The sequence below is a fragment of the Nitrospira sp. Nam80 genome (assembly GCF_965152575.1).
This window is the reverse complement of record NZ_OZ224216.1, coordinates 72,887-85,479: the sequence shown is the minus strand read 5'-3', so window position 1 is coordinate 85,479 and position 12,593 is coordinate 72,887. Positions and strand designations below refer to the sequence as shown.

Sequence of the window (12,593 nt, the reverse complement as noted above, 5' to 3'; positions counted from 1 at the left end):
GAGCCAGAAGACGGCGGGGCTCAGTCTACGATTCACCGGCCGATGATTGGTACCGTCTCTCGTGATTGAGGAGCCACCGCTTGCGCTCCAACCCTCCGCCATAGCCGGTGAGCGAGCCATCGGCTCCTATCACGCGATGGCAGGGGACGACGACGCCGATCGGGTTGGCCCCATTGGCTAGGCCGACGGCGCGCACAGCCGCCGGCCTTCCGACTCGACGAGCCAACTCGCCATAGCTGATGGTATGTCCCGCAGGAATATCGCGCAATGCCCGCCAGACACTTTTCTGAAAAGCGGTCCCCGCCGTACCGACCGGGAGCGAATCGACGGCGTGAAGATCTCCGTCGAAGTAAGCGGCAATTGCGGCAGTCTGCCGGGATCGTTTTGGCGCCGGGCTTAAAGTGTATGCATCTTCGCCAAAGTGCCGCACAAGCAGACGGTGCATGCGTTCATCGTAGTTCGTCCAGTCGATGGCTCGCAGGCGGCCTCCTTCGTCGCAAATCACCACCAGTCCGCCGATCGGTGTCGCGAGGGTCTCGATAAACATTCGAAGCTTCGTTGGCATGATCAACCTCTCGTGGTACGTGGGATGGGCTGCTCTCGGCGGTCCATAAATATTGTGCGGCATAGGCGCGCCAGGGGCGCCATGCCTTCGCGCGCTGGATGAGTTGAGGAGCGGTCGGTAAGAGTCCAGGAAGCCGTGCGGCGCCGCGCAGGATGCCGAGATCCGTGGCCGGAAAGGCATCCGGCTCCCGCAAGGCCCGCAGGGCAATATATTGAGCCGTCCATTCTCCGATACCTGGAATCGCGCGGAGCCGGGCGACGCTGTCGTCAATCGAACCGCACGGCGCTAACAGTCGTGGATCGGCGAGCGCCGCCTGCGCCAACGCTTTCAGGGTCGTCCGCCTCGATGCGGGCATGCCGATGGAGTTGAGATCGGCCGCGGCTACACGGGTAGCGGAGGGAAAGGTACGGGTCAGGCGTGAATCGCGGGCATCGCGAACCGGATCTCCACAGAGAAGGACGAGCTTGCCGCCGAGCTGACGGGCCGCTTCGACCGTGATCTGTTGCCCGAGCACGGCGCGGACGGCAAGCTCAAATTCGTCCCAGCATCCCGGCACGCGAAGCCCCGGCCGTGCGGCGATCAGGGGCGCTAGTGTCCGGTCCTTCGACAGATGGGACGTAATGGCCTCGATGTCGGCTCCGACATCGAACAGGCGGCGGACACTGGCGACAATCAATGGAAGAGCGCGCACGCTCGGGAATCGGATGGTCGCGATGAGGCCATGGCGATCCGGCACATGCGCGACTGCGACGGTGCCGTATTCCCCTTGATGCGAGATGCTGCGTCGATAGACACCGTCTTCGAGCGATTCCATTCCATCGATGGCGCGAGCACTCAGATAGGTCAGCATGGCATCCCAGTCATACGGAGGGCGATACGCGATGTGCAATGTCACCGGCGCCACCCCGGAAGGCTCGGGTGCCGCGCGCATGACGCGACGACGAAGCTCCCTGGGCGACTCCTGATAGAGGGTATGGAAGGCATCGTTGAACCGACGCACGCTCCCAAATCCTGCGGCCATCGCCACCTCCGCCATGGGAAGTGTGGTGTCATGCAGCAACTGTTTGGCAAAGAGTAGACGCCGGGTTTGCGCCACCGCGACAGGCGAAGCGCCGAGATGGCGTTCAAAGAGCCGGCGCAATTGACGCTCCCCCATTCCAACGTGTGTCGCAAGGGCCTCCACCGTTCCATCCTCCCGACCCAGGAAGCCTTCCGCGATCAGCGCCAAGGCTCGGGAGACGCTGTTCGACGTCCCGCGCCAGCAGGCGGATTCCGGTGAAATTTCGGGACGGCAGCGCAGGCAGGCTCGAAAGCCCGACGCTTGAGCGGCCGCGGAGCTGGGGAAGAATCGACAATGATCCCTTTTGGGTGTACGCGCCGGACAGATTGGACGGCAATAGACGCCGGTGGAAATGACTCCTACGAACAGGCGTCCATCAAACCGCTGATCGCGCGTCTGAAGCGCTCGGTAGGAGACATCCGGGTCGAGCTGTTCCATAGACTCTACTATGCCTGATCCGATGGCGAGATTTCTCGCCATTTTCGGACGTGACCATAATTAGGAAGAGGGAAAGCCAAAAAGGAGGAATCGCCCGTGGTCAACGAGGCATTGCCGTGAAAGTTTCGTTTCTTGACATGCTTGCGGCCATGCACCACCCGCGGTTCAATGCGGGGTGTGAACGGACCTCCCTGACGTTCAATCCAGGTCTTTTGGTGAGAGAGCTAGCTGTGGCGGATGGTGTAGCGGCCGGAAAAGACTCGGCCGGGCGCCAATTGTTGCAAGCCCCACTCCGGATGGTTGAACGCGTCCGACGCGCAGGTCATCGGCTCAATCGCCACCGCGCGCCGCGCGGCGCCTGCAATCGCGTCGCCGGTATAGACGACGATCGCGGAAAAAGAACGATCCATCGACACCTCGATCCTTCGACCATTTTTCTCATGCAGGAGTGACGCAGTGACCGATCCATCCGCATCGCGCTCCAGCCGCACATAGCAATGATTAAACCGCCGAGCGCCGATCGGATGAGTGGCGCGGTAATCCCATTCGGTCCCGTCGACCGGGATGATCCTGCCCGTGGGCGCCAGTCGCTCGTTGAATTCCACATAAGCCGCGCCGGGAATCTTGATCTCGTCGCCATCGATCACCGTGGACCCTACCGTGAAATAGGGGTGGAAGCCCACTCCGACCGGTGCGATCCGAGTGCCCACATTCTTGATCTCGAACGAACAGGACAAGCCCTGCTCGTTCAGAACGTAAGCAACCTGAATCGCCAGAGAAAATGGATAGCCTTTGCTCCCATACTGGTCCGCTGCCAGGCTGATCTCAAACTGCGCGTGATTGGCATCTGAGCCGGCGACCGCCCAGGGCAACGTCCGCACGAATCCGTGAATCGCGTTCGGCCCTTCCTTATCATTTCGTTCGAGCTGGAACACAGTCCCGTCGAACGCATAGCGACCATCGGCGATGCGGCCCGGAAACGGGATCAACACATCACCCTGCCCGCCTTTCTTGTGAGCGCCGCCGGAATAGCCCCACACAATGTCCGTTTCTTTCCCGTCAACGGCAAGAAAATACCGGCGGAGCGACGCGCCCCAGGGTGATACCACTGCTCGTTGATTGCCGAATGTCAGGGTGATTTCGGTATCCGGTGTCACCGTCATTGTCATACGATAATTCCTTTCTTCTTCAATCTCTCTAGAATGACAAGACTCCCGCGATACAACCGGTCAACAACGTCGTCAAAAATGAAGTCCAGAGCGCGCGCAATCCCAGGAGCGACACGTCTTTTGCCCGATTAGGAACCAAGGCCGCGATGCCTCCGACAAAAATGCCCATGCTCGCCACATGAACGAATCCGCACAACGCGTAGGTCATGGCTGTAAGCGACCGCGGCGAGAGCGCGGGCGGAGAGGTTGATTGCACGGCGGCCAATTTGAAATAGGCCGCCACTTCCGTTTCGATAAAGCGTGAACCCAACAGGTCGGCGCCGATCTGCCATTCCTCGGGACGGAGACCGAGGAGAACCGCGAACGGCCATGTAAGCCAGGCCAGGATCCGGGTGATCGAAAGGGGAGCTCCGCCGAACGAGGGCAGCTGCGCCAGCCAGAGATCCACGAGCGCTTCCAATCCAAGGAACACGATCAACAAGGCCGCAATGCCGACTGCCATTCTCATACCCTGCCCGGCGCCGTCGATCAAGGCGACGATGAGATTAGACTCGATCTGGGGCACCACATGCTGCAGCGCCGAGACATAGATGCCCATGACCGTGCTGGCTACGGTCGCCATCATGCAAGTCAACACCATCAGTAATTCCGAGCGGGTCATTGCCGCCAAGTACGGACGCACAATCAGGCCGGCCTCGATGCCGACGAAGATGTTCGCGGCGCCGGAAAGAGATTCGGCACCAGATAATCCCATTGTCCGGTAAAAGAGCCGGGCAAAGAGTCGCACGATCGCTTGCATGACGCCGAGATAGTAGAGTCCCGCCATCAAGGCGGCAAAGAACACCACGGCGGGAAGCGCCTGCGCGGCGAGGATAAATCCCACCGACACCGTCCCATCCGGCAACGTCTGGCCGGGACCCAGCGCGAGAGGACCCAGGAGAAAGAGCGTACCCTTTTGAGAGGCGGTCAGCACGGCCACGACGATATCGTTGATCACTCCCCAGAGCCATCGCGCCCCCGGAAACCAAAATGAGATGAGTCCGAGGCCCCACGCCAAGGCCGCGCTCCCGCCGATAGTCTTCCAATTGATGCGGCTCCGCCGTCCAGTTAGCCAGGCCAGCAACGCGATCGTGACGAATCCGACAAACGCGAGCAGGCGATACGGCCACTCGTCCACCTCATGCCCTCCCCCAACGTGATCAGAACCCGGCGGGAGGCTACGCTGAGAACGGGCCGGGGTCAAGAAGGAAGAGGCTTGCAAACCAAATGCACGTATTTACCGCTATTGCCACTAGAATTCCTCGAGCCGAAGATCTATATTTCCGCCAACATCGTTGAGCAAGTACGACATCACCGCGTTCCGCTCTCTGTAGAACAATCGTGATCTGCTGTCAGTCGGAGACAGTGTGGGCTTCCGCCACAGGCATGGGGCATGACGATGACCATCAAGCTGAACTCTGAGAACTGGATTCAGCAGCGGGCGGGGACCTCGCGGGGACTGGGCCCCGCCGCCGTGATTTCCGGCTTACCACCGGCCTTCGTGCCGGAAGGGGCGGAAACCGAAGAAATTACGGTCGAACCGGTTCCGGCTGTCCGCGGCACCCGAGCTCGGCCGGGCCCCCTTGACCTGACGTGCGAACTCCAACCCGGCGAGGCGGCCGTGCTTGCCCTTCGTCACCCGTCGGGCGCGCTGACATTCCATGCCCCTCGCGAGTCGGTCGGTCGCACACGGGGTGGACCGACGGAGGTCCGCTTCATTGTGGCAGTTCCGAACTCCGCAGAAGGGGACGCGTCGGCGAGCCGCGGTCTCTTTACCAAGGCCGTGAAGGCTATTGTCGTCAAAATAGGCGGCAAGATCCTGGACGCGGCAGTCGGCCTGGTACTGTCGGCGCTGGCCGAAAGGTTCGAGTCAGCGGTCTGGAAGAAGAAGGGCCTCAAAGAAGGCTGGCTGAAGATCACGAAAGAGAGCCTCGCGAACGGCAAGCTCGATGGGGGGCTGCCCTCTTCAACTGACCGCTCGCTGCTGCTCATCCACGGCACCTTCTCGAACGCCGCGAGCGCCTATCGATCGCTCGCGCAGTCAAGCTTCTTCGAGGATATCGAGCCGCTCTACGGCAATCGCATTTTCGCGTTCGATCACTTCACGATCAGCAAAACGCCGGAACAGAACGTCCGGATGCTGCTCGATGAGTTACCGGACAAGAGATTCACGTTTGACGTCATTACGCATTCGCGAGGAGGATTGGTGCTCCGCAATCTGGTGGAGCGGTCGGCAGCCTTCAACAGGCTGGCTGGCCGCTTTGCCCTTGGCCGCGCCATCCTGGTCGCCGCGCCTAACGAAGGAACGCCGCTCGCGACACCGTCCCGATGGGAGAATACCGTCGGGTGGGTGGCCAACCTCCTTGAGATGTTTCCCGACAACCCGTTCACGACCGGCGCAGAATTTGTGGCCAACGGGCTCGTCTGGATTGCCAAACACGCATCGGGTGATTTGCCGGGGATTCACTCCATGGACGGGGACGGCGAATTAATCCGCGAGCTGCAATCGCCACCCGGTCCGCCGGCGGACTGCTATTCCGTGTTGGCCGCCAATTACAACCCGACCGGGAGTGTCCTCACGCGCCTGCTCGACATGGGTATCGATCAATTCTTCAACAGTGCCAACGATCTAGTCGTGCCGTCCGAAGGCGGCTGGCGCGTCGATCCGTCCGGCGGGTCGTTCATTCCCGGATCGCGGATCGGCTGCTTCGGGCCGGGGGGCAACATCGTCCGCAACGACGTGACGCATGTCAATCTGTTTGCGCAGCCGGAGACAGTGCCGTTTCTCGTCACGGCGCTTCATAATCAGCCTCAGAAGCTTGATCCGCTCGATCCCGCGGAACGGCTGCCTGACCGCCGGCTCGTCCGTGCGGGTGGCCCGGGCCTGTCCGCGCCGGCGATTTCTGTGGCGGGGAGACCCGCCGCAGCCATGCGCGCGCGGATGCGGGGCCGCGACGCGCGTGCGAGCACGACAGAAGAGGCGCAGCTCTCTATCACCGTCGTTAACGGCGACGTCACATTCGAAGAAGAGCCACTGATGATTGGTCATTACCGCGCCACGCGCCTGACGGGAACCGAACGCATTCTCGACAAAGTGATCGGAAACGCGATGAGCGATTCGCTTGAACTTGGCGTGTATCCCATAGAGCCCGGTACCCATCGCATTTTCCCCAACCGTGCCGCCCCGCGCGATACGTCGTGGCAGACCCCGCGTCCCAAGGCAGTGATTATTGCCGGGTTGGGGCAAGAAGGAAAGCTCCAGTCAGTGGACCTCATTCACACCGTGCGGCAAGCCGTGATCGCCTGGGTCGAACGCGAGGTGGAAAACGGGGCACCACCGGCAACGTTGTCACTGGCCGCAACGCTCATCGGGAGTGGAGGCACCGGCGTCACACCTGGTCAGGCCGCACAATTGGTCGCCCAGGGGGTGTATCAGGCCAACGAGGTGATCCGGCGATCGTCACGTCGCAAACCTTTGCCCGAAGTACGCGAGTTGCGCTTGGTCGAGCTGTATTTGAACCGCGCCACCGAAGCCTGGGACGCCCTCAAAATGCTGGCCCATGCCTCCCCCACACGCTACCGAGTCATCGAGCCTATCGTTGCCGGAACCGGGTCGCTGCCGCAACCGCTCGTGTCCGGCTATCGCGGCGCTGAATACGACTACATTACCGCGGAAACCCGTCAGGATGTGGACGGTAATACCTTCATTTCATACGCGCTCGATACAAAGCGAGCGCGAACCGAAGTGCGCGCCCAGGCCACGCAAGCGAGGCTGCTGCGCGATCTGATCGCGACGGCGTCGAGTGAGCTGAACACCGGTCAACAGATCGGCCGGACGCTCTACAATCTCCTCGTCCCGATTGAGCTTGAAGCGTTCCTCGCCAGTGCGGGCGAGACACAGATAGAGGTGGACAAGGGTACAGCTGGGATTCCCTGGGAGTTGCTCGATGACGCCTCGCCTACCCGCTCGCCGGACGACAAACCATGGGCCATTCGATCAAAGCTCCTCCGCAAATTCAGGACGGAGACATTCCGGACCCAGGTGACCGACTCCGACAGCGATGCGTCGATTCTCATCATCGGCGAGCCCGAATGTCCCCCCGGGTATCCCCCGCTGCCTGGGGCGCTCGAAGAGGCCCGAGAGGTCTACAAGCTGATCATCTCGCCCTCCGGCCTCCCTCGCGAGAGGGTCAGACGCCTGTTTGCCGAAGATCAAATGCAGAGCGGTCCGGACGCCCGTCAAGTGGTGGATGCATTGTTCGAACGGAGCTGGCGCGTCGTCCACGTCGCCGGTCATGGCGAGCCGCTGAGCCCGAAAGGCGATCGCGGAGGCGTGGTCCTGTCCAACGATACCTTTCTCGGTGCCAGTGAGATCAAGGCCATGCGGGTCGTACCGGAACTCGTGTTTGTCAATTGTTGTCATCTGGGAGCCGGGTTGCAGCGATCGCTCCTGAGGGATCCCCAACGCCGCCCGTTCGACCGCGCTGCCTTCGCATCGAGCGTCGCACAAGCTCTCATCGATGTCGGCGTCCGCTGCGTGGTTGCCGCGGGCTGGGCCGTCGACGATTTCGCAGCGCGCGCCTTCTCTACGACATTTTATGGAGCGCTCCTGGCAGGAGAACGTTTCATCGATGCCACGGCCGTGGCGCGCACCAGGGCATTCGAATTCGACGGCAATACGTGGGCGGCGTATCAGTGCTACGGCGATCCCGACTGGAAGTTTATCCGGAAGACCCTTCTCCCCAAGCCGGCGTCATTGCCACGCACCGATGAGTTCGACCATGTGGGATCGGTGTCCGCCTTGCGGCTGGCCCTCGAGACGCTCATCGTTCAGTCGACATTCCAGGGCTACAACGCCGCGGACCAGGTACATCGAGTCCGGAACCTTGAAGGGCGCTGGGAAAAAATGGGCTGGAGTAGGTCAAGCGACATTGCCGAGCTGTTCGGACGCGCATATGCCGCCGCGGGAACCCTGACCGACGCAATTCGTTGGTATGACAGTACTGTGGCGACTGCCAACGGTGATATTTCGTTCCGCATGCTGGAACAGATCAGCAATCTGCGGATTCGCTGCGCCTTGGATAATGCCCGCTCCGTTCAGGTCGAGTACGATCGCCTGGCTCCCGGGCGATCCTATGCAGGTGCGCGCGCGAAGGGCAAGCGCTCCCTACGTGCAGCCATCAATGCGGCGCGCCGGACGATTAAGGATGAAATGAAGCGTCTCGATAGACTGACGGGCCTTCAGGACACGGTGGAGCGCGCGAGCATGCGGGGATCGGCAATGAAGCGCCTGGCAATGCTCGAAATGGCGGCAGGCCGCCACGAGCACTCTCGGCGGGCGATTGGCGAGATGGCGAGACATTACAAGCGTGGCGTTGAGATCGCTCGAGACCGCAAGGCAGACAACCTGTTCTATCCGGCCCTCAACCTGATCGTGGCCGAGGTCGCGCTGCACGCTGGGACGAGAAAATGGAGAGGCGTGCCACAAACACTCTTCGACGAAGCCCGCGCCAGCATCGCCGCCAAGAATAAATCAAACCCCGACTTCTGGAGCCTGGTCGCAGTACCGGAACTGCAGTTGTACGAGGCGCTGGTACGTGGACATTTAAATAGTAGAACGACAGCCGGCATCCTCCGGTCGTTCAAAGATGTCTTTCAACGCTCCAAGGCCTGGAACGAGATGGCCTCTGTCGCCGACACGCTGCATTTCGCACTTGATCCCTATGTCACGAACTCAGGAGCCAAGGGGAAGACGGCGCTGCGCGTGATGCTCAAGAAATTCGATGCGCTGGTGAAGGCACCGAAGGGACCTGGCACATGAAAACGTCAAGTATTTGTAGGCCTAGTGTCCGGCGTTCGGCGGATGTGACCCATGACGTGAATCACGATGCGGAATCACCTGCCTACGTTTCACCGGGGAACGGCGAACAGGCGTACTTGGCCAATCGATAAGTCGGCAATGGTCGCGCTTGGCCCGCCGGACCTCTCCCAATATTTTCGGTTTAGGGCTAACAATGGCGTCATCACGCGAAGGTGTTCACCTGGCTTCCTGCGACAACTACTGTGAAAACGCACCGGGCGATTTGTCCGCACAAGGCACTTCCTCTTGGGTTGGGTTTATCGTCCCCTCAACCAGTACCGATCCGACTGCTTCGCCTAATAGCTCATAGACTTCATCCCACCTGAAGAGGTTGGTCCAGGACAGCGGGAGAACAAGGATCCAATTGAATTCTTTTGTACTGAGAAGATATCGTGCTCGAGCCAACGTACGATTCTTCTCACAAAACCCAATGGCAAACTCGAACGTTCCTTCATGAGTCGTCCATGTCGGAATGACTCCAAGTGTGAATCGCTTCACAAACTCCTGCAGCGCCCCGCCTCTTGGAAGATTCTGCTGCACGTGGATGTCCAGAACTTTCCTTGCCGCACTCTCATCAACCACGCGAAAGCCTGTGCGCCGAATGGCGGTCTCAATGTTCTTCCGGAACTTGGGTACATCCTTCTCATATGCGAACTCTAAGAGTTCCGAAGTTCGGTAGGCCAGGCGATACGCGACCTGATTGTCAGCAGCTCCATGAACTACGGTATTCGACTGAATATCCGGAGAACTGACGTGCCAAACGAGCGTACATCCTCCTTGAAATAAGAAGAGCAATGAGGCCAGTGCGCAAAATGATCGGACCACCGGTATCCTTCCATCTACATTTGTCGGGACAGTTGACGGGATCAACGTGAACAAGACTATGATGCCAAGGCCGTTCACCGTTCGCAAACATCATTGACTCACTTCCACCACAGAAGAAAGCTTTACTGGTTATCGCGGGCTATACCATCGGATTCTATTGCCTGCCATTGACGCTTTGTACTATTCCGGTTGGAATTGCATATGCCATCTGGTTCGAGGTCGGAGTCGCACTGATTGGGTTGATTAATCTCTTCTCCAAGAATACAGCGCATGAAGAATGAACGCTCGCACTGTAGTCCTCGGGTATCGTGCTCGCAATACGGCAAGGTATGGAACGACACCGGCGATAAACAGTACCCGAGACAAACTTGTGGCTCCTTAATAGTGCCGAAGCCGGGATTCAGTCCGACCCTTTTTGTAATTGCCTACCGGCATGGAATTACAGGATCCGCTCATGTTCTCAATTACTTCGCGTATAGTGTCGAATGATATGGAGTGGTAAGGAAATGCTTCCAAATCGGTCTGCTATATACGCCCGTTTTACGACCGTTACTCTGTCCCTTGAGACGTGGCTTCAAAGAGGCCATAGTCTAGCTGTCAGTGGGAACCCCACATGCAGATTGAACAGATGATGTGACTTTTCTACTCACCATTGAGGATAGCCCATGCATTGTTCACGTCTGGTTATGATCATTGTCATAAGCTCCTTATCCGCCCTCGTCTATTACGCCCTTGCGGACATGCAGTTCGGGACGCCGAAAAACGACGAGGGCACACGAATTTTTCGGACAACAGAACACCCCAACTACACAGGACACTTTCGTCTGATAGGCCGTAAGACAACGCTGGTCGGCAGCATGCAAGATCGCGCACCGTGGGATCATTTGGATTATGCAGGAAAGCACCTGAGCACCGTTCAGGGGCAGGTCGAGATTGACGTCGATGAGCAAGCGAACACCGGCCGTCTGACTGCGGAGTTTATGGAAGGGGCGGATCAATATAAGATTGTCTTTGATCGATTCATGGCCGCTCAGCCGTTTCAGGATGGAGGCATAGCGACACGCCTCTACGAACATGGGGATTCCGGCAATGGAGATCCACTGTACCCCAAGACATGGCTATACCTAGCCGGCTGGGGCAAAGCAGATTTGCTGAAAAACGGCGCGGTCATGTACAAAGACTATTCTGCCCATTTCATGGTGATGGAACGCTCGCGGGATCCCGAGACCCGCCAAGTGCGCTACCCGATGGAGCGCAACCTCCCGGGCGGTGAGACCGATCCAGCCGGAATGGAAATCGATTTGTGGATCCGATCGAAGGAACAAAATTCGGCTAACTTTCCGCCGTTCGAGACCTTCGTACATCTGTTCTGGGACGAGGTCACGTGGCGATGACTCGCTTTTCTGTCAGTCGACCCAGTCTAGCCGCTCTTATCTTCATCGCCGCCTCTCTCACTCTGCATACGATGCCGTTCGCGTCGGAATTGAAAACACAGTCGTGGCATTTTGATAATGAGGCTCCCAACTTGTTGCCTTCAAATTTCCAAATCGCCACGTTATTCGATGGACGGCCGGCCGGAGAATGGAAGGTCATCGAGACCGAGAAGGCAAGAAGTACCACCCACGTCTTGGCTCAACTGCAAGGGAGGGGCGCAGAACATGCCTATAAGGTCGTCCTGATCGACGGCACTGAGTCCTCTGATGTTGAGCTCATCGTTTCATTCTTGGCGATTGACGGAAAGGCTGATATGGGAGGCGGCTTGATCTGGCGAGCAGTCGATGACCGGAATTACTATTTAACGCGAGCGAATCCGCTGGAACAAAATATTCGGATCTATCGCGTGGAGAAAGGCGTTAGACATCTGATCAAGAATTTTGATCATATCATCGATACCAAACAGTGGCATACGCTCCGTGTGATTGCCAAAGGCTGTCAATTGCAGGTTACCTATGATGACACGCCAGTATTTGATGTCTGCGATAGGACCTTCAAAAAAGGCAAAGTGGGACTCTGGACCAAATCGGACGCCATCACATATTTCGACGATCTACAGTTGACGAAATGCTAGACCAGCGGCCAGATATACTGTCCGAGCCTCGAGCGTCGATGCAGAGCGGAATTACAACCGGCTTGATTTTGCGACGGTTCCCCGTTTTATCTCTACAGATCTGATACTGACGCGAACTCCGTGGATTCTATTGAATCGAATGAATTTGTTCGCTTGTGAAAGATTTAAGCACAGTCCAGAGGTTGACTAATCAACATTTGTTGATATATAAGGCCTCTATGCTGACTGCTCGCAGTAAGGATCTGGAAAAGGCGGCTCGTGTCTTTCATGCCCTGTCCGATGCGACCCGACTGCGTATTTTGCATCGGTTACAAGCGGGCGAACAATGCGTCTGCGACTTAACTGACGAATTTCAGACCGGTCAATCAAGACTCTCTTTTCATCTGAAGGTATTGAAAGAAGCGGGCCTCGTAAACGATCGTCCGGAGGGCCGTTGGATGTATTATTCGGTAAATGCCGAAGCATTGGAAGAACTCGAAAAGTTTATCACAGAGGTTAAGAGAGTGACCCGAAGTTCGGTTGCCTCGAAGTGCTGTTAGTGTTTTTTGGGCTCTGACGCATCAACAATT

10 protein-coding genes are annotated in these 12,593 nt (G+C 58.3%); 5 read left to right on the top strand and 5 right to left on the bottom strand.

Annotation, left to right across the window (positions count from 1 at the left end):
- Positions 1–25: 25 nt before the first annotated feature.
- The 4 genes from ogt to ACWGXE_RS00380 form a co-directional block, all read right to left on the bottom strand.
- Positions 26–565, bottom strand: a complete 540-nt coding sequence (gene ogt, locus ACWGXE_RS00395; RefSeq protein WP_447600392.1) for a methylated-DNA--[protein]-cysteine S-methyltransferase — start codon at positions 563–565, stop codon at positions 26–28.
- Positions 450–2,063 (bottom strand): AlkA N-terminal domain-containing protein, encoded by a 1,614-nt coding sequence (locus ACWGXE_RS00390; protein ID WP_447600390.1) that lies wholly within the window; start codon positions 2,061–2,063, stop codon positions 450–452. Before ACWGXE_RS00390 ends, ogt begins: the two co-directional genes overlap by 116 nt.
- Before the next feature lie 224 nt (positions 2,064–2,287).
- Positions 2,288–3,232 (bottom strand): aldose epimerase family protein, encoded by a 945-nt coding sequence (locus tag ACWGXE_RS00385; protein ID WP_447600389.1) that lies wholly within the window; start codon positions 3,230–3,232, stop codon positions 2,288–2,290.
- Between the two features lie 28 nt (positions 3,233–3,260).
- Positions 3,261–4,409: a NupC/NupG family nucleoside CNT transporter gene (locus tag ACWGXE_RS00380; protein ID WP_447600388.1), complete on the bottom strand. Its 1,149-nt coding sequence runs from the start codon at positions 4,407–4,409 to the stop codon at positions 3,261–3,263.
- Between the two features lie 255 nt (positions 4,410–4,664).
- Between ACWGXE_RS00380 and ACWGXE_RS00375 the strand changes: the two genes are divergently transcribed.
- Entirely contained in the window at positions 4,665–9,092 is a 4,428-nt protein-coding gene (locus ACWGXE_RS00375) for a DUF7379 domain-containing protein (protein WP_447600387.1), read from the top strand.
- Positions 9,093–9,329: 237 nt separating this feature from the next.
- Here the strand turns inward: ACWGXE_RS00375 and ACWGXE_RS00370 are convergent, their stop codons facing one another.
- Complete coding sequence (locus ACWGXE_RS00370; RefSeq protein ID WP_447600386.1) at positions 9,330–9,956, bottom strand: hypothetical protein; 627 nt, start codon at positions 9,954–9,956, stop codon at positions 9,330–9,332.
- A 167-nt stretch (positions 9,957–10,123) separates the two neighbouring features.
- Between ACWGXE_RS00370 and ACWGXE_RS00365 the strand changes: the two genes are divergently transcribed.
- The 4 genes from ACWGXE_RS00365 to ACWGXE_RS00350 all read left to right on the top strand — a co-directional run bounded on the left by ACWGXE_RS00365 (position 10,124) and on the right by ACWGXE_RS00350 (position 12,563).
- Positions 10,124–10,237, top strand: a complete 114-nt coding sequence (locus tag ACWGXE_RS00365) for an SMR family transporter (protein ID WP_447600384.1) — start codon at positions 10,124–10,126, stop codon at positions 10,235–10,237.
- 384 nt (positions 10,238–10,621) lie between these two features.
- Complete coding sequence (locus ACWGXE_RS00360) at positions 10,622–11,350, top strand: hypothetical protein (RefSeq protein WP_447600382.1); 729 nt, start codon at positions 10,622–10,624, stop codon at positions 11,348–11,350.
- Positions 11,341–12,024: a hypothetical protein gene (locus tag ACWGXE_RS00355; RefSeq protein ID WP_447600381.1), complete on the top strand. Its 684-nt coding sequence runs from the start codon at positions 11,341–11,343 to the stop codon at positions 12,022–12,024. Before ACWGXE_RS00360 ends, ACWGXE_RS00355 begins: the two co-directional genes overlap by 10 nt.
- Positions 12,025–12,242: 218 nt before the next feature.
- The gene (locus ACWGXE_RS00350) at positions 12,243–12,563 is read left to right on the top strand and encodes an ArsR/SmtB family transcription factor (RefSeq protein ID WP_447600380.1); all 321 of its coding nucleotides are present in this window, start codon (positions 12,243–12,245) and stop codon (positions 12,561–12,563) included.
- Positions 12,564–12,593: the final 30 nt, after the last annotated feature.